This window comes from Streptomyces sp. NPDC101393, assembly GCF_044767385.1.
Lineage (GTDB): Bacteria > Actinomycetota > Actinomycetes > Streptomycetales > Streptomycetaceae > Streptomyces.
The window spans coordinates 212,709-231,350 of record NZ_JBIWNU010000010.1 but is presented as its reverse complement, the minus strand read 5'-3'; the positions used below and the strand labels follow the sequence as shown (position 1 = coordinate 231,350).

At 68.9% G+C, this 18,642-nt stretch carries 13 protein-coding genes and 1 pseudogene; all 14 read right to left on the bottom strand.

Annotation, left to right across the window (positions count from 1 at the left end; genetic code table 11):
• Positions 1-63: 63 nt before the first annotated feature.
• Complete coding sequence (locus ACIRQ7_RS30080; protein ID WP_404265769.1) at positions 64-654, bottom strand: GTP-binding protein; 591 nt, start codon at positions 652-654, stop codon at positions 64-66.
• On the bottom strand, positions 641-1,012 hold the full coding sequence (locus ACIRQ7_RS30075) for a DUF742 domain-containing protein (protein ID WP_403677937.1): 372 nt from the start codon (positions 1,010-1,012) through the stop codon (positions 641-643). The genes ACIRQ7_RS30080 and ACIRQ7_RS30075 overlap by 14 nt, the downstream gene beginning before the upstream one ends.
• Positions 1,012-1,416, bottom strand: coding sequence for a roadblock/LC7 domain-containing protein (locus ACIRQ7_RS30070; RefSeq protein WP_030083887.1), 405 nt, complete (start codon positions 1,414-1,416; stop codon positions 1,012-1,014). Before ACIRQ7_RS30070 ends, ACIRQ7_RS30075 begins: the two co-directional genes overlap by 1 nt.
• Positions 1,413-3,743, bottom strand: a complete 2,331-nt coding sequence (locus ACIRQ7_RS30065) for a nitrate- and nitrite sensing domain-containing protein (protein WP_404265768.1) — start codon at positions 3,741-3,743, stop codon at positions 1,413-1,415. The genes ACIRQ7_RS30070 and ACIRQ7_RS30065 overlap by 4 nt, the downstream gene beginning before the upstream one ends.
• A 195-nt stretch (positions 3,744-3,938) precedes the next feature.
• Entirely contained in the window at positions 3,939-4,343 is a 405-nt protein-coding gene (locus ACIRQ7_RS30060) for a pyridoxamine 5'-phosphate oxidase family protein (protein ID WP_404265767.1), read from the bottom strand.
• 832 nt (positions 4,344-5,175) lie between these two features.
• Positions 5,176-5,480: pseudogene (locus ACIRQ7_RS30055) on the bottom strand (transposase); the annotation flags it as partial.
• Between the two features lie 52 nt (positions 5,481-5,532).
• Positions 5,533-5,826, bottom strand: coding sequence for a hypothetical protein (locus ACIRQ7_RS30050; RefSeq protein WP_404265766.1), 294 nt, complete (start codon positions 5,824-5,826; stop codon positions 5,533-5,535).
• Positions 5,827-5,953: 127 nt separating this feature from the next.
• A complete protein-coding gene (locus ACIRQ7_RS30045) occupies positions 5,954-7,264 on the bottom strand; it encodes an MFS transporter (RefSeq protein WP_404265765.1) in 1,311 nt (436 codons plus the stop codon).
• A 168-nt stretch (positions 7,265-7,432) separates the two neighbouring features.
• Complete coding sequence (locus ACIRQ7_RS30040; protein ID WP_404265869.1) at positions 7,433-12,658, bottom strand: beta-ketoacyl synthase N-terminal-like domain-containing protein; 5,226 nt, start codon at positions 12,656-12,658, stop codon at positions 7,433-7,435.
• A 66-nt stretch (positions 12,659-12,724) separates the two neighbouring features.
• Complete coding sequence (locus ACIRQ7_RS30035; RefSeq protein ID WP_404265764.1) at positions 12,725-12,916, bottom strand: ferredoxin; 192 nt, start codon at positions 12,914-12,916, stop codon at positions 12,725-12,727.
• Between the two features lie 89 nt (positions 12,917-13,005).
• Positions 13,006-14,181 (bottom strand): cytochrome P450, encoded by a 1,176-nt coding sequence (locus ACIRQ7_RS30030; protein WP_404265763.1) that lies wholly within the window; start codon positions 14,179-14,181, stop codon positions 13,006-13,008.
• Between the two features lie 28 nt (positions 14,182-14,209).
• On the bottom strand, positions 14,210-15,268 hold the full coding sequence (locus ACIRQ7_RS30025; RefSeq protein WP_404265762.1) for a DegT/DnrJ/EryC1/StrS family aminotransferase: 1,059 nt from the start codon (positions 15,266-15,268) through the stop codon (positions 14,210-14,212).
• Between the two features lie 62 nt (positions 15,269-15,330).
• Positions 15,331-16,713 (bottom strand): glycosyltransferase, encoded by a 1,383-nt coding sequence (locus tag ACIRQ7_RS30020; RefSeq protein WP_404265761.1) that lies wholly within the window; start codon positions 16,711-16,713, stop codon positions 15,331-15,333.
• Between the two features lie 187 nt (positions 16,714-16,900).
• Positions 16,901-18,559, bottom strand: a complete 1,659-nt coding sequence (locus ACIRQ7_RS30015; protein WP_404265760.1) for a GMC oxidoreductase — start codon at positions 18,557-18,559, stop codon at positions 16,901-16,903.
• Positions 18,560-18,642 lie beyond the last annotated feature (83 nt).

Genomic DNA, 18,642 nt, shown 5'->3' with positions numbered 1-18,642 from the left:
TATCCGGCGACGGCCCGTTTACAACCCAGGACGACTGAGCGGCGTCTCGGGGCGTCGCGGGTGTCAGCCGGTCGCCGCGACCCCGGCTTTGATGATGAGCATGTCGAGAAGCGCAAGCAGGGCACCGCGAGCTTCGTCACGGGAGCGGGCATCGAGCATACGGATGGGTGTGTTCGGGTCACGCAGATGCAGCGCCGCCCTGACCTCCTCGGCGGTGTAGGGCTGTTCGCCGTGGAAGCAGTTCGCGGCGACCACGAACGGAAGCCCCCGGTTCTCGAAGAAGTCGATGGCCGGGAAACTACGGTCGAGGCGTCGTGTGTCCACAAGGACGATCGCCCCGAGTGCCCCGTTCAGCAAGTCGTCCCACATGAACCAGAAGCGTTCCTGGCCAGGTGTGCCGAACAGGTAGAGCACGACCTGTGCGTCGGTGAGGGTGATGCGGCCGAAGTCCATCGCGACGGTGGTAACGGCCTTGGACTCGATGCCGTCGAGGTCATCGACGCCGACGCCCGCGCTCGTCAGCCGCTCCTCGGTGCGCAACGGCTCGATCTCGGAGACCGTCTCGACCAGGGTCGTCTTGCCGACGCCGAATCCCCCAGCGATGAGGATTTTGACGGGGGCCGCTTCCTGGGCTGGGGTGTCATATCCGGGCAAGGTTGTCCCTGATTCTCATGAGCAGGTGGACATTGGTGGTCTCGGTCCCTTCAAGGGGCGACCGGTGCTCGATCAGCCCCCGATCCGCGAGTTCGCCGAGAAGAAGCGTCATGGGAGTGAGGCGCATGTGCATGCGCGCCGCGATCTCGGCGACCGCCAGGCCGCCCGGAGACGAGCACATCGCGAGGATGGCCTGCCACTCGCTGGGCAGACCGCCGTGACCGTCCGCGACGGCCACGGCGGTGATCGTGGTGTCCATGGTGAGGGCGGCGTGCGCAGCGGCCGTACGTCCATCAGTCAGCGCGTACAGCCGCGTCCGCCGACGGCCTCCCTCTCGCGGCCCGGGCTCGTCCGCCATTACGAGCGCTGCGCCTGGCCGCGCTCAGGCGTGCTCAGCCACTCACCGAGCGCCTGGGCGGTGCGCACGGCTTCACCGCCCAGCTCCCCCAGCCGCGCCTTGCGGGAGGTCACCACGATGAGCGTGCTGCCCTCCCCGCACCCGACGATGCAGAGATAGCTGTCGTCCATCTCGACCAGCTGGCGGATCACCCGGCCGCCGTCGACCTCCCTGGATATCGCCTTCATCGTGGAAGCGATACCGGAGGACGCGGCGGCTATGCGCTCCGCCTGGTCCCGTTCCAGCTCGTACGAGCTGAGTTTGATCCCGTCGTTGGAGAGGAGTACGGCTCCCTTGATGCCGGCGATCCTGCTCAGGTTGTTGTCCAGGACGCTGTAGATCATGTCGTTCGTTGGCGTCGTCATGGCTGATCCTGTCGGAGTTCTTCTTCCACTGTCTGAGTTCCGTGTTCGTAGTCCGCCCAGGCGTCGGCCACCTCTTCGGGTGTCGCCGCGTCCTGGTCGACGGCGGTCTCCGGTGCGTGTGGCGCGCGGAGCCGCTCGGCGATATGAGCCTGCGGGACCCGCTCGGGGAGGGCGGGCTTCGCGTCACCGTCCCGTGTCACGGAGGGAAGCGGCGGCTTGCTCTCCACCGGCCCCTCGGGTGAGCGCTCCGGCGTCCTGCAGCCGGCCGGTGCGGTCTTCGCGTGCAAGACCAGCTCGGGCTTGCGTTCGTTGAGCGTGCCCGGTGCCGGGGCGGGCGTCGCCGCCGCACGCGGCACCTCCTTTCCTGCCCGGACCGGTTCGGTCGGCACAAGGAGCTCCTCGGAAAGGATCACCACGGCCGACGTCCCCCCGTATACCGAGCGGCGCAGCGTCACTGTGGCCCCGAGCTGTTCGGCGATGTGGCCGACCACGAAGAGTCCGAGCCGGTGCGCGTTCTCCGCCAGGACGGAGTACGGCGGGGCCGAGTGCAGACGCCCGTTCATCTCCTCGTATGTTGCGGCGGTCACCCGCGGCCCGCGGTCCTCGATGTCGACCAACAGCCCGTCTGTCACCAGTTCGGCACGGACGACCACCTTCGACTGCGGCGGGGAGAACCGGGTGGCATTGTCGAGGAGTTCTGCCAGGAGATGGCTGATCTCGCTGATCACCCGCGGTGCCACGCTGATCTCGTCCAGGGCCTGGCGCTCGATCCGCCGGAAGTCCTCGACCTCCGCGGCGGCTTCGCGCAGCAGGTCGGCGACGCGCATGGGCTCGGTGTGCGGATCGGGGATCTCCCCACCTGCCAGGATGAGCAGGTTCTCGACCTGCCGCCGCATACCCACCGTCAACTGGTCGGATCGCATCAACCCGGCGAGAAGCTCCTCGTCGTGGCCGAAGGTGTCCTGCAGTTCGTCGGTGAGGGTCAACTGCCGGCTGACCAGGTTTCCGGTCCGCGAGGCGATGCCCGCGGCGAACATACCGAAGCCCTGACGCTCGGCCGCGAGCTGCGCATGACCGTCGACGGATACCGAGACGACCCGGGCGAACGCGTCGCTGATACGTCCCACCTCGTCCTGGTCTCCGCTCACCGCCGGCAGCGCATCGTCGTCGACGGACTGCCCCCGCTGGAGCCGGGCCACGACATCCGGCAGCGTTTCCTCAGCAATGGCCACCGTGCGTTGGTGCAGCCCGCGCAGGCGGCGCAGCACGGAGCGCGTGGTGAGCACGATGACGGCCGCGACGGCAAGGAGGGCTGCACCGTTTCCGACGATCAGCCAGATGACCTCGGTCTCCAGCTGCGTGGCCTTGGCGTCGGCGTGCACGAGTACTGTTCGCGCCTGTTTCGCGTCGAGCGCGGCAAGGCGCGCCGCGAACTTGTCATACGCGCCCCGCCAGGCGTCGGCCACCATGGGGAGCTTGATGCCGGACGCGGTGTTCTGGTGGTCGGAGATGACCGCGTCCTCGATGCGGACCTTCGTCTTCCAGCCGTCCGAGGCGAAGACCCGGTCGTAGTCCGCTCTGTCCTCGGTCGGCAGATACGGCGCGACCCACTCGTCGTACTGGTACCGCTGGGTTCCGACGGAGTTGACGAATTCGGCGAACCCGGAGGAGCTCAGGCGCCTGGACGGCCCGGCCATGGCGAGGATGGTGGTCTCGCGCGCCACCATCTCGGACACCGTGAACATCGTGACGACCACGCCGCTCTCCTGGATGAGCTCGGCGTCTTCCGCATGGCTGAACTGGTTCTGGTACACCCGGATGATGCGGTCGACGAGGTCGGAGTAGTAGCCGGTCGTCCGCTCCACGCCTCCTCTGCGGGAGTCCGCCCGCTCACGGAACGCGGCCAGATCCGCGAGGCTGTGCTTCAGCTCCGCAACGTACCGTTCGTCCTCGCGCCCATTCGCCGCCAGAGCTCCGTCCGCCGACCGGCGGAACTCGTCCGCGGCCCGGTCCGTGGCCACGCGCCGCTCGCGTAGCTCGTTGTCGGCCACGGAGCCGCCCGCCCACCGTGTGGCGGTCATCGTCCGCTCGGCCTGCACTTTGACCATCAGTTTGGTCAGGGGTACGTCGATCCGCTCACCAACTGCCACATCGGCGTGCAGGTTCTCCGACTGGTGCACCAGCCGCTGTGCGGTCATGACCACTTGGGCACTCATCGCCAGAATAGGGACGATTGCCAGCCAAATGAGCAGCGTACGCAGGCGCAGGGTACGCCGCCGACGAGTCGTCGACTGCCCTCGTGCGCCTTCGGGTTCTATGGGTGACATCAGTCCTCGGGGAGCGGGGGAAACAGTGGGGACGGTCCAACAGCCGAGACCAGACGCAGCCCTGGGTTCAGAGCTGGGGGAAGCCTGGTTCGGCTGTGGCGCGATGTGGGGGTGTCGATCATAACCAGCCACACCCGAGAAACGGAGAGGTGACTTCCGTTGAAGATATGTGGTAGCGGCTATGAGGCGTCGGCGTTACCTCCTGGACGCAGGCGCGCTCGTGCGGACAGGGCCTCCCCGACCGGCTCTGGTACCAGCAGCAGCGCCACGCGGTCGCCGCGACCTTCGATGACCGGGCCGGCCCCGTGTGGCGTTCTCGGTCAGGCGGCGCAGCCCCTCCAGCTTCTCCTCGGGGTCCGAGGCGAGGCGCGGGAAGCCGTAGACCATCGCGCTGCGGTATTTGACGCCGCGTTCGAGCGTCGATCGTGCGAGGACGAGTCCGTCCACGCGCGTCATGGCGACGCAGACCATCGCGTCGGGCGAGGCGACGAGGCTGCGATCGGCCACCGCGCCGTGAAAGTACAGGTTTCGTCCGACGCTTCCGTAGACGGTGGGGACGACCATGGAGTGCCCGTTGAAGACCGCCCCGAAGGTGCACATGAAGCCTGCATCCAGGATCGCGATGAGCTCGGCACGCAGGTGCGGTCTGCCTCTGGGAGAGTGGTGGGGAGGTGACTGGCGTCCACGTCAGCTCTTTCACAAGTGGGTTGGCGCTGCGGGGGTTTCATCACGTGGCGGGCTTGGACCGAGGGCTTGTCGTGCGTTCGAAACCGCGAGCCATGCATGCCGGGTCCGGTCCCGCCGTAGACGGCGGCATCCGGCGCCCCCTTCCCCGCGGGAAAGGCGCGGGGCGAGTCGCCTGTCGGCTGCCCAGGCCCGCTCCGCGCCGTTTATGCAGGGGCATGCCTAACGGACGAGCTGAGGGCTCGATGCGGCCGTACGCTACCGATATCGCCGCTATGGCGCCAGTGCTCAACGAAATCAGCTGCACGAACCTCAAATCGCTGCGGAAACCCTTGCATGGCTCAGATGGCGTGTGCCAGTCTCTTGATCACCGGTGGACGAGAGCAGTGGTCACCTACGGGGGTGTTCTGCTGCCATCACCATCGCCGTCAGAACGCCTCGCTGACCATGGGTCTGCACCTGACGCGCCCTCTCAGCCATTTGTCAGCACTCCTGTCCTTCCGGAAGCGGACTGCGGCCGTGCGAGATGTGAGGCAGTGACATACACCGCCTCCGCCGGATACCCACGCGGGCACTCACACGCATCTCTTCTTGCCCATATCCCTGAGGCTCAGCCGTGGAACACGCCGCCCTGCGATAGCGCCCACTGCTTTACGGGCTGTGGAACGGAAGGAAGTGATGAAGGAACCGTGGCCCCCAGAAGCAGCCGCTTGACCAGTTGGGCGTGGGCATCGGGCCGTTCACCCCGGACCAGGTTGAACACTTCCCGGGCGGCGTAGCGTTTGAGGCAGCGGATGATCTCGCCCCGGGTCTTACCCTCCGCGATACGCCCCTCGTAGTAGTTGCGGGTACGCGCATCGAACCGGAGCCGTGACTGCACGATCCGATACAGGGCGGCATTGGCTCTTCGATCGCCACCGCGGTTGAGCTGGTGGTGACGCTGCCGACCGGAGAGGTGCTCGACGGGGCTGACCCCGCAAAGCGCCACGAACGGGCGGCAGTGCACAGGCGTTCCGGGTTGCCCCCCATCGTGATCAGCAAGGTGGCGGCACCACCGGCCCGAGACCGCACGGCCGCACCGCAGCAGACCTGCCTGGCGGCACCGTCAGGCGCGACGGATGCGGGCCGCCAGGATGTGACCGATGAGCAGGTAGACCACGGCGGGAAGCCCGTAGTTCAGTACGGTCCGCAGCCAGTCGGTGCTCATGGTGAACAGGTCGTGTGACCACCCCGCCAGCCACAGTGCGGCACTCCGGGTGAAGCTGACCAAATCGTTTGCGCTGTTGGCGTCGATGAGGGCGAACAGGATCCACAGGCCGAGAATCAACGCGGTGAGGTCCGCGATGATGACGATGACTCTCGCTGCTTCGTTCTTGCTGTAACGAACGCGTCTGGACATGACAAAACTGGTTGCCGCTATCCGATGGTTGAAACGTGGCAGGGAGAAGCTGCGTAGCCAAATACGCTGAGGACCGGTCCGGCGGGTCGCGTGACCGCACCACCCCTGATCGGTCACCCCTGATCGGTCATCCTGGTGCAGGCTCCGGCTCCGTCACCCTCACACGCACCGGGCGCGTCTCCGGCAGCAGTGCGAAGCAGCCCAGGCTGAGCAGCGCGATCCCCGTCAGATAGGCGGCCACGCCCCAGGGCACCGGGCCGCCCTGTTCGGCCAGCGTCGTCGCCACGATCGGCGTCAGCGCGCCACCGAGAACCCCGCCGAGGTTGTAGCCGACCGCGGCGCCCGTGCAGCGCACGCGCGGCTCGTACAGCTCCGACAGATACGCGGCGACCACGGCGAACATCGTGATGAACGCCAGCATCGCCCCCAGGATGCCGAGGAACATCAAGAGCGGAGCTCCCGTGGCGAGCAGCGCGACCATCGGAAACATCCACAGGGCGGCGCCCGCGCATCCCGCCAGGCAAACGGGCCGCCGGCCGAAGCGGTCGGCCAGCAGCGCCGCCAGCGGCGTGAGGGCGCCCAGCACCACCACCGCGGCCATGATGCAGGTCAGCATGACGGTACGGCTCACGCCCAGTCGCTCCGTCCCGTAGGCGAGGGACCAGGTGGTCACGGCGTAGAAGATCGCGTATCCCGCCGCGAGCGCGCCGGCGGTCAGCAGGACGAGCCGCCAGTGGTCGCGCACGACTTCGGCGAGCGGCACGCGTGCGCGGTCGTCGATTTCGAGGAACCGCGGGCTCTCTGCCAGCGACGACCGCAGCCACAGCCCTGCCAAGGCCAGCAGTCCTGCGGCCCAGAAGGGCACCCGCCACCCCCAGGACGCGAATTGCGCGTCGGACAGCGTCGCCGACAGCGCCAGCATCACGCCGTTGGCGAGCAGGAACCCCAGTGACGGCCCGACCTGCGGAACGCTCGTCCACAGAACGCGCCGTTCGGCGGGTGCGTGCTCCGCGGTCAGCAGGACGGCTCCGCCCCACTCCCCGCCTAGCCCGAGCCCCTGCAGAAAGCGCAGGACGAGCAGCAACACGGGAGCGGTCACCCCGATCGTGTCGTACGTCGGCACGCAGCCGACCGCGACCGTGGAGGCGCCGGTGAGGAGCAACGACCCGATGAGAACCGGGCGTCTGCCGTGCCGGTCCCCGATGTGTCCGAACAGCACCGAGCCGAGGGGCCGGGCGACGAAGCCCACGCCGAAGGTTCCGAAGGCGGCCAGTGTCCCGGCGGCCGATGAGAACGTGGGGAAGAACAGCGGCCCGAGGATCAGCGCCGCGGCGGTCCCGTAGACGAAGAAGTCGTAGAACTCGATGGCCGTCCCGGCGAGTGAGGCACTCGCGAGCCGCAGCATGGAGGGCGCCCTTACGGTGCGTACGTCGTGCATGCCACTTCAACTACCCACAGTGACCAACGGTTACGGGGCGCGGAGGGGCGCAGAGGGATCAATGCGTCACGGCGATGCCCAGCGGAACCAGGCACCGGCCGGGGCCCGCAGGGCGGACCGGGGACCCGGCCGGTGCGGGTGCTCGGGAAAGTGCCCGAGCACCCGTTGTCAGCTCTCCGCGTCCATCAGCCGGAACAGTTCGTCGTCGCTGGCCGAGGCCAGGTCCAGAGTCCCGCCGGGGCCGGTGTCCGTGGCGCCTGGTCGCTCCGCCGTCACCGCCTTCAGCCTTGCCGCCGTCTCCTGGGAAACCTCCGCGCCGGCCGTGAGCAGAGACTCCAACTCGGTCACGACGGAGGCCACATCGCGCGTGGGGACGGCCTGGCGTGCGAGGCGTTCGCGTACGAGGCGGACGACGGCGTTGGGCGTGGGGTGGTCGTAGACGAGCGTGGAGGGGAGCCGCATGTCCGTGGCCGCGATGAGGCGGTTGCGCAGTTCGACGGCGTTCAATGAGTTGATGCCCATCTCCTTGAACGGGCGGTTGCCCGCATCGTCGCGCGGGTCCTGACCGCCGAGCACGGCCCAGGTCTCCGCAAGGACCAGAGCCCGTACGTGCGCGTCCTGTTCCTTGTCGTCGAGGCCGGACAGGCGGGCTGCCAGCTCCGGCGGCTCTTCACCGCCTGGCATCGTGCCCGCGGCAACCGCGGCGCCGGCGGAGTCCCCGTCAGCGGCCGGACCCGCAGGAGTCGACGCCAGCCAGAACCGCCGCCGCTGGAACGCGTACGTCGGCAGGGTGACCGGCCGGGCTCCGGGAAGCACCGCGTCCCAGTCGACAGGCGCGCCATGGGCGTGCACCTGGGCGACCGCGGTGAGCAGGGCCTGCCGGTCCGGTACTCCGGCGCGCAGAGTCGGGACCACTGTGGCCCCTAGCTGCGGGTCGGCCGCCTCCAGGCACTCGTCGATCATCGGCGTGAGTGCCGGCTCGGCACCCAGCTCCAGGAATCCGGTGACGTGCTGGTCCCGGAGCCGGCCGATCGCGTCCTTGAAGCGTACGGACTGCCGCACGTGCCGCACCCAGTGGTCCGGGTCGCGCGCGTCCTCGCCGGTCAAGGGGCGGCCGGTGACGGTCGACAGGATCGGGACGGAGGGCGCGGCGTAGGACAGCGTACGGACGACCGCGCGGAACTCCTCCAGCATGGGGTCCATCAGCGGCGAGTGGGCCGCGACGCTCATCGCGATCCGCCGGGTCTTGTGACCGGCGGCGGCGAGCTCGTCCGCGAGCGCGGCGAGTGGGGCCTCGGCGCCCGCGAGTACCAGAGAGTGCGGGCCGTTGACGGCGGCGACCGACACCGCGTCCGTGCGCTCCGCCAGCCACGGGGCCACTTCGGCCTCCGTGATGCGCACCGCCAGCATCGCGCCGCCGGGCCGCAGCGCGCCCATCAGCCTGCTCCGGGTCGCCACCAGGGTGCATGCGTCCCGGAGGCCGAGCACGCCCGTCACATGGGCGGCGGAGATCTCGCCGATCGAGTGCCCCACCAGGTGGTCGGGGACCACGCCCCAGGACTCGAAGAGCCGGTACAGGGCGACCTGGACGGCGAACACCGCGGGCTGCGTGTAGGTGGTGTCGGCGAGGAGGGCCGCCTCCTCGGAGCCGGGAGCCGCCCACATCACCGAGGTCAGCGGCCGCGCCAGCAGCGGGTCCAGCGCGGCGCACACCTCGCGAAGCGCCTGCCCGAAGACCGGGAACGCCTCGGCCGCCTCCCGCCCCATGCCGTTGCGCTGGCTGCCCTGCCCGGAGAAGACGAAGGCCAGCCCGCCCGGCACGGATTCGTGCGGTGTGACGCCGGCGGTCCGCTCACCGCGCCCGAACTCCGCCGTCGTGGAGAGCAGTTGTGCACGGCCGGGTGCGCTGACGACGGCACGGTAGCGGTGCAGAGTACGGGTGGTGGCCAGGGAATGGGCGACGTCCTGGGCACCCAGCCCGGGGTCGGCGGACACCTGCTCGGCCAGGCGCCGCGCCTGTGCGCGCAGCGCGGCCCGGCTGCGGGCGGACAGCACCCACGGCGCGCTCATGGCGTCGGCCGGCTCGGGATTCCGCCCCGTCCCGGACGCGCGTCGCGCCTCCTCAGGGACCTCGCTCGACGGACCTTCGGCTTCTCCTTCCTCGCCCGGTGCCTCCTCCAGGATCACGTGGGCGTTGGTGCCGGTGAGCCCGAAGGAGGACACTCCCGCGCGTCGCGTGCGTCCGCTCTCCCTCGGCCAGGGCCGGGCCTCGGTCAGCAGCCGTACCGATCCGGCGGACCAGTCCACCTCGGCCGAGGGAGCATCCACGTGCAGCGTCCGTGGCAGGATGCCGTGCCGCAGTGCGAGCACCGTCTTGATGACCCCGGCGACCCCGGCCGCGGCCTGCGTGTGCCCGATGTTCGACTTCACCGATCCGAGCCACAACTGCCGTCCCTCGGGCCGCTCCTGACCGTACGTCGCCAGCAGCGCGCCGGCCTCGATGGGATCGCCGAGGGGAGTGCCGGTGCCGTGTCCTTCGACGGCGTCGACCTCCTGTGGCGTCAGGGCGGCGTCGGCCAGGGCCTGTCGGATGACGCGCTGCTGTGCGGGCCCGCTAGGCGCGGTGAGTCCGTTGGAGGCGCCGTCCTGATTCACGGCGGAGCCCTGTACGAGCGCCAGGACACGGTGCCCCTTGCGCCGGGCGTCGCTCAGTCGCTCCAGCAGCAGCAGCCCGGCGCCCTCCGACCACGCGGAGCCGTTCGCGGCGTCCGCGTAGGCCATGGCGCGGGAGTCGGGTGACAGCGCGCGCAGCCGGGAGAAGTGCGCGAAGGGCGCCGGGGTGGCCATGACGGTGGCGCCGCCGGCAAGCGCCAGGTCGGTCTCGCCCGACCGCAGGGACCGGCAGGCCAGGTGCAGCGCGACGAGGGAGGACGAGGAAGCGGTGTCGACCGTCAGGGCGGGGCCTTCGAGCCCGAAGGTGTACGCGATGCGCCCCGAGACCGCGCTGCCGGCGGTCCCGGTGATGAGCATGCTCTCCCATGCGCGGGGCGCGGCAGAGGCGTTGGCGGCATAGCCCCGGTCCATCGCGCCCGTGAAAACGCCCGTACGGGTTCCCTTCAGGGACGTGGGGTCGAGGCCTGCCCGCTCGAACGTCTCCCAGGCCGCTTCCAGGAGCAGGCGTTGCTGCGGATCGGTCGCGGTCGCCTCCTGGTCGGACAGGCCGAAGAAGCCCGCGTCGAAGTCGCCGGCGTCGTGCAGGAAGCCGCCTTCGCGCGCGTAGGAGGTGCCCGGTCGGTCGGGGTTCTCGTCGAAGAGCCGGTCCAGGTCCCAGCCGCGGTCGTCCGGGAAGCCGGACATCGCGTCTCTCCCGTCGGCGAGCAGGTCCCACAGGGCTTCCGGGGAATCGGCGCCGCCCGGCAGCCGGCAGGCCATGCCGATGATCGCCACCGGGTCGGCGTCGTCCGCCGGGGTCTCCCGCGGCTCCTGCGGGGGCGGCTCCTCCTGCTCGGCCAGTACGTGCGCGACGGCCCGTGGGGTGGGGAAGTCGAAGGTCAGCGTGACCGGGAGCGGCAGCCCGGTCTCCTCCCGCAGCAGGTTCCGCAGGCGCACCGCGCGGATGGAGTCGAGCCCGAGCCCGAGGAAGTCCGTGTCGGGAGAAAAAGAGGAGGAAGGGGCTGGAGTGGCGCCGTTCGCGAGCACCTGGCCGACGCAGTCGCGTACGAGTTCCAGCGCCTCCTCGACCGTGTACGGCGCGGCCGAGCCGAGGCGGGCCGTGACGGGCACCGACTCCAGGCCGGCGAGCCGCTGCCCGAGCGCCCGGCGGTCGAGTTTCCCGGCGGGAGAGAGCGGAAGCTCGCGCACGGTGACCAGTTCGAGGGGGATCTTGTGGTCGGCGAGTCCCCGCCGGCGCAGGAACGCGGTCACTTCGCTCAAGCCGATCGTGCGGTCCGCGTGGTCGGTGACGACCAGGCACGGGTACTCCCCGAGCCGGTCGTCCGGTGCGCCTGCCACGGCCAGCGGTCCGAGGCCCGTGAGGCCGGCGAGCAGTCCTTCGACCTCGGTGGCGGCGAACTTCCGTCCTCCCGTGTTGATCAGCTCCGTCGCCCGGCCGTGCAGCATCACCACGCCGTCCGGGCCGACGGCCGCGAAATCGCCGGTCCGCAGCCAGCCGTCCTCGGTGAGGGCCGAGCGCGTCAGTTCCGGCTCGCGGAAATACCCGCGGAACAGCCCTGGGCCCCGGTACTGGAGTTCGCCCGTCCGGCCCGCCGCGCTCACCCCGTCCTCGTCGACGACTCGTACGTCCGCGCCGCTGACCGGCTTCCCCACGCTGTCGTCAGGGTCGCCGGCCCGGGTGCGGGTGCCGGTGCCGATCTCGGACATCCCCCACACCACGACCAGGTCGCAGTCGAGGGCGGCGCGTACCTGTGCGGTGAGGGCGGGTGCGAGGGCAGCTCCCGCCGTACGCACCTGGTGCGGCGCGAAGCCCGCCGGCTCGTCCGTCCTGGCCAGTCGCTCGATGACGTCGCGCAGTTGGGCGGGCACGGCGAAGACAACGCGGGGGTCGTGCTGCCGTGCCAGTTCCAGGAAGCGGTCCGGGTCCCAGCCGGTGAGGAGGACCTGCCCGCGGGCTGCGAACAGTGCGGCGTGCAGGCTCTGCAGGCCGAACAGATGGCTCATGGGGCAGGCGGTGAGGATCATGCCGTCAAAGGCATCGGCGGCTTCGGCGGTGACGGCCGCGGTGTTCGACAGCAGGCCGTCGTGGCTGTGCAGACACAGCTTGGGCCGCGCCGAGGTCGTCCCGGACGAGGGGATCAGGACGAGCGGCATATCGGGGGTGACGTCCACCGGCCGGGGCCCGCTGCCCGCCCAGGCTGCCAGCAGCCCGTCCAGCGACCCGACCCCTGGTTCCTCGCGCTCCGTGTCCGACGCCCCCGCCAGCAGCACCCGGCGCAGGGACGGCACGCTCCGGAGCAGTGAGCGGGCCATCGCCGGCTCCCCGTCCGGGTGTTCCGCCAGGACGAGGAGGACGGGTTCGGCGCGGGCCAGCAGAGCGCGGACGTCGCCGTACGTGGTGCCCTGGTGGACGGGCAGCAGGACGGCTCCGACGGCCGCGACGGCCAGGTGCAGGGTCGCGAACTCCCAGGAGTTCGGCAGCCGCGCCGCGACGACGTCGCCGGGCTCGACGCCCGACTCCTGCAGCCCCCGCGCCAGCGCGTCGACCTCCGCCCGCCACCTCGCCCAGGTCCACGAGCGATCCCCGTCGACGAGGGCCACCGTGTCGGGGGCGGATGTCACAGCTGCCGCGAACACGTCGGGGAGCGTGAAACCTCCCAGTACTTCGGCCGCGCCGGCGGGCAGTTCGAGCAGATAGTCCTCTGTGTGGACGGGCACCATCACTCCCGGATGTGAGCGGTTTCGTCGGTTGGGGGAGCCCGGTAGGTGGAGCCTCCGGGGCAGGCGTCAGCCCTCGTGCACGGTGATCGCCCCGGAGGGGCACAGGGCACCCGCGATCCGGGCCTTGGCTTCTTCGTCCGCGCCGGGCTCGGCGAGCTGGGTGACGATTCCGTCCTCGTCCTGGTCGAAGACCTGCGGCGCGGTCAGTGCGCACTGGCCCGCGCCCACGCAGCGCTCCACGTCGATGGTGATACGCATGCCGATGTCTCTCCTGCAGGGAATAGGGGGCCCGCCGGGCGGCCGTGGCACGCCGGGCGGGGCGGGGTTTTCCGCCGGCGGGACGGTGCCTACCAGCGGACGGGGAGCTGCTCCAGGCCGTAGAGCACGCCGTCGTATTTGATGTGCAATCCGTCGGCGGGGACGTCGAGCCGGATGTCGGGGATGCGCTCGAAGAGCTTCCGGTAGGCGATCTCCATCTCGGCGCGCACCAGGTTCTGCCCCAGGCACTGGTGGATTCCGTAGCCGAAGGCGACGTGGTGGCGTGCGCTCCTGGAGGGGTCGAACATGTGGGGGCACTCGAATGCGCTCGTGTCGTGGTTGGCCGCGGCGACGAGGGGCACGATGCCCTCCCCCGCCTTGATGAGCTGACCGGCGATCTCCACGTCCTCGACGGCCACGCGCAGGGACACGATGTCGGCGACCGAGTGGAAGCGCAGGGTCTCCTCCACGGCCCGGTCGTCACCGATCCACTGAGGGTTGTTCAGAAGGGTGACCACGCCGAGCGCGATGTTGTTGGCCGTGGTCTCGTGGCCGGCGATGAGCAGGAGCATCAGCACGCCCGACAGCTCGTGCGGAGCGATCGAACCGGCGGCCAGCAGCCGGCTGATGAGGTCGTCACCGGGCCATTTCACCTTGATGTCCACCAGGCGCTTGATGTAGCGCAGCAGCTCCTTCACGGCGGCTTCGCGCTGCTGGTCGGTGGAGGCGCGGAGGGAGACCAGGGTACGGGTCCTGGATTCGAAGAAGTCGCGGTCGGCGGACGGCACACCGAGCAGCGACGAGATCACCAGGGAGGGGACGGGCAGCGCATAGTCCGCGACGAGGTCGGCGGAGTTGCCCGCCGCCAGCATCGCGTCGAGGCGCTCCTCGACCGTACGCTCGATCGCCGGGCGCAACCCCCGGATGCGCCGGACGGTGAATTCGGGAATGAGGGCCTTGCGGAACCGGTCGTGCTCGGGCGAGTCCAGCCCCACGAACCATCCCGGGATCTGCTCCTGCGTGGGCACACCCACCATCCCGACGTTGGGGAATCCCTTGTGCGAGGGATTGGAGCTGATCCTCCGGTCGGTCAGTACGGCGCGTACGTCCTCGTACCGGGTGACCAGCCACGCACGGGCGCCATTGGGCAGGCGGGAAAGGACCAGCCCCTCATGGTCGCGGTAGTCGGCGTAGTCCGGCGGCGGGAAGGGCACGCCGGGTTTGCGTACGGGGAAGTCGACCGTCATCGGGTCTGACTGCGTCATGCGGGGTTCCTCTCTCGGACGGCGCCGCTCAGCTGACGCCGCAGAATGCGCGGATTCTGCCGACGATGAAGTCCTGGTCGTCAGGGGTCAGGTCGCTGTGCGTGGGGAGGTACAGCCCGTCCGCGGCGAATTCGCTGGCCTTGAGCGAGGGCCAGTCGGGGTGGAAATACATGGGCTGCCGGCTCATCGGTTTGAAGAAGAGCCGGGTCTCGATGGAATGGCCGGCCAGGAATGCCTGCAGCTCCGCCCGACGCTCGGCACGAAGGTCGTACATCCACAGCACATCTCTCGGCGGCATCAGCGTGATGCCGGGGACGTCGGCCAGCCCCTCGTCGTAGCGCTTCTCGATCCCGCGCCGCGTTTCGAGGATCTCGTCGAGCCGCTCGGTCTGCGCCAGCGCGATGGCGGCCTGCATCGCCGTCATGCGGTAGTTGTACGCCAGCTTCTTGTGCAGGAAGCTGTGGTCCTTGGTGAAGGCCATGGCCCGAAGGTGCGCCAACTGGCCCGCCAGCTTGGGGTCGTCGGTGAGGCAGATACCCCCCTCGCCCGCCGTAATGATTTTGTTGGCGAACAGCGAATAACAGGCGATGTCCCCCACCGGACGGACGCCGTGGGCCTCGGCGCTGTCCTCCACGACCTTCAGGTTGTACTGGAACGCGATATCCATGATCGCGTCCATATCGCAACGCCGCCCGTAGATATGGACGGGCATGATGACCTTCGTCCGCGACGTGATCTTCTCCTCGATACGGGAGACATCAACGTTGAGGTCGTCCCCGCAGTCGACGAACACCGGCGTCGCACCGGTGTACGTGACCGCCCACGCGGTGGCCACCATCGTGAACTCGGGAACGATCACTTCGTCCCCCGGCCCGACTCCCAGTGCCCGAAGCGCCAGTGTCAGCGCGGCCGTCCCGGACGAACAAGCCACACCGTGTGCGGACCCGTTGTAATCCGCGAAGGCCTGCTCGAATCGCTGGACCATCGGCCCCTGCGAGGATATCCAGCCGTCCTCGACGGTAGCGGTCAGATACTCCAGCTCTTTTCCGCCCAGCGCAGGCCGGGACACGGGATATGTGAACGACATCGGCTACCTCATCCTCATCAAGCGGTCACATGTCTCATACGTACTCACGAGCTCTCCCGGCCCTACGCCTTCGCCAGGGCCGGCAACCCAAGAATCAGATCGGCAGCTTCCTCACGCCCGCCCGCCGCCCGCTGCAAAGACGCGAGCCGCTCCGCCTTCTCATGGAAAGAGGAGGTCTCCAGCACCCGGTTCAGTTTGTCGACCACATCGTCGACGTCGATGGTCCGCGGCCGGTCGAGGGTCAGACTGATGCCGAAATCCCTGCCGCGCACGGCCTGGTCGTAGCAGTCCACCCACAGCGGCCGCACCACCAGTGGCTTTCCGAAATACACGCCTTCGTTGTAGCCATTGCCACCGGCGTGCGTGAAGAACACCTTCACCTTCGGGTGGGCGAGCACGTCCAGCTGCGAAGGAACCCAGCTCTCGATCCGCAGATTGCCCGGCAGCGACTCCTTAGGCGGCAGGAGCTCCTGCTGCTCCGAAGGCAGCTTCCACAACACCTGATGCCGGCCCTCGAGGTGCCGGGCCACCTCGACCATCGCCTCGACCTGAGTCCGCGTCAGCCGGGTGATCGTCCCGAACCCCGCATAAACCACCGACGACTGGGCATCCAGCCAGGCCGAAAGGTCCTCGTCGTCCGGCGCCTCCGGCAGCGGCGGCACCATCGCCCCGACCAATCGCATCTTCTCCGGAATCTCCAGAGGGTAATCCAGCTGGGCAATGGAGTTGCACAGCACCAGCTCGGCCTTCTCGATCCGGGCCATCGGGCTCATCAGCCCCAGCCCGAGCGCCTTACGCCGCCGCGTGTCCTCCGCCACCACCTTTCTCATCGTCGGCGAAAGAAACAGCGCCAGGGTCCGCCACTTGAACAACTGATTCATGACCTGCTGCGCCGGCGTCATCCGACGCGGAAGTCCGGTGTGCGGCACCGGGAAGCCCCACGGCACATACCGCTTCCCGAAGGGCGTGAACGCCGTCAGGACGTTGCTGGGTGAGAACGGCACGCTCAGCACAAACGGAATCTTCCGCGCGATGGCCAGCTCAATCGCAAACCCGCTGATGCAGTCAATCACCATCAACGCCGGCTGCACCTCGTCGACAATGGCCGCGAGAGCCTGGAACTTCTTCTTCTGGGCAGCGGGCACGAACGACTGCTTGATGACCGCGCGATGCGCCTTGAACCGCGACGACTGAGTGATCTCCCGGTAGACCTCATCGCCCCACGTCACCGCCGACAGCTCGGAAACGACCTCGCCCAGCGAGCCGAACTCCACCGGAGACCCCACCGAGATCCTCTTCACGTCCTCCCGCCGCGGCTCGTCGGTGGCGAACCAGAGATCTGGCACATTCTGGCGGGAGAGCTCCTCGGCAAGTACGAGCAGCGGATTGGCCAGTCCGCTCTCCGGAAGACTGACGAAGAGGATCGGCCGTCGGGCGGAGTCCATGAATTCCCTTTCAGCGATGACAGGCAGGGTTTTGCATACACACCCCTGTGCGGAGCGATCTGCCGCACCCTCTTTTGATCTCACGCCACCCACCGGAAAATCCTTAGAACCCGTACGATGGCTTTCGACGCAGGAACGAACAGCGGAATACGAACCGCGGAAACAGCGAGCCGTCCATGGAGCACCGCTACGCGGACTTGACGTCCTCCGCGATGATCCGCTCGATATTGCGCTCGGCCAGGGCTGTGATGGTGACAAAAGGATTGACGCCGATGGAGCCCGGGATCAACGCGCCGTCGGTGACGTAGAGGTTCCGGTAGCCGGCCACGCGTCCGTAGAAGTCGGTGGCCTTGCCCAGGACGCAGCCGCCGAGCGGGTGGTAGCTGAAGTCGTCGGAAAAATTCTTCAGTTGCGGACCGAACAGGTCGTAGCGGTACATCGTCGTGTTGGCCTTGTTGATCCGGTCGAAGAGCGACTTGGCGGCGTTGACCGCGGGCGTGTTCTGGTCCCGGGTCCAGCGCAGTGCAGCGCGGTCGGTGGCCTTGTCGTAGACGAAGGTGCCGCGCTCGGGGTTCTTGGTGATCGCCAGATAGAGGCTGACCCAGGTCTCCAACCCGGCGGGCATCGGGGCGATTTCAGCGAAGACGGGGGCGGCGGGGTTGTCCCAGTCATCGATGCCCAGGGCGGGGATCGATGACTGGTGGGCCCCGGTGGGGTTCCAGACGTGGTTGGCACGGCCGGTCATGATGTTGCCGTTGGGGCCCCAGCCCGCGCCGACCTCGGTGTTGAGGTCGGGCAGTGCGCCGGTGTCGCGGGCCCGCACCAGCAGCTCCGTCGAGCCGAGACTGCCGGCGCCGAGGAACAGGTGACCGCAGGCGATCTCCTTGCGGGCGACGAGTTTGCCGCCCGTGTCGCGCTGCTCCACGGACAGCACATAGCTGCCGTCGGGCTGCTGACGGATCGCCTTGACCTGGTGCAGGGTCTCGATGGTGACCTTGCCGGTGCCGAGCGCGGCGGCCAAGTAGGTCTTGTCCAGGCTCTGTTTGCCGTGGTTGTTGCCGTAGATGACCTCGCCCGCCAGTGCGGACTTGGGTGCCTCACCGGCCGCCTCGCGCCGCATGTGGCCGAAGTCGTAGACGTTGGGGACGAAGGTGGTGCTCAGGCCCGCCTTGCCCGCCTGTTCGCGCGAAACGCGCGCGAACTTGTACCACTCCGCCTCCTCGAACCAGCCCTTGTCCATGTGGTTCACCTTGAGCATGGAGTTGGCGCGCGGGAAGTACCGGTCGTACATCTCGGCGGCGTCCACCCGCGGGAGGACCTCCTCGAAGTACGAGCGCTTCGGTACGACGGCCATGCCGCCGTTGACCAGCGAGCCACCGCCCACGCCCCGCCCCACGTACACCGACATCTGGTCGAAGTGCACCCGGTCCAGCACGCCCGCGTAGGGGTCGATGTCCCGGTTGATCACGTCCAGCCACAGGAACGAGCCCAGCGGGGCCTCGGTGCGCGACGCGAACCAGCTGGAGCGGCGGTCGGGCTTGAGCATGCCGCAGAAGACATTGCCGTCATCGGAGGGCGTGTTCCACAGTTGTCCCATTTCGAGCATGAGAGTGGGAATTCCGGCCTCGCCGAGCCGCAGCGCGGAGACCGCGGCGCCATAGCCGGTGCCGATCACCACAGCCGGTACGAACGAGCCGCTGCCTGCCCGCGGACTGCGCTTGTCGGCGGCGGCGGCGCGCGGCGCGGCGGAAATCGTGGTCATCCCGGCGGCCGCGGCGCCGCCGAGGGCGGCCAGTCCGAGCAGGCGACGCCGTGTCAGATGCTGGTTCTGCTGATTCTCGAACATGCTGGTGGTACCCGACCTTCGCCGACAGAAAGCTTCCCCGCAGGGCTGTTCCACGGCGCTGTCCCGGTGGGGATCGCGGGCCT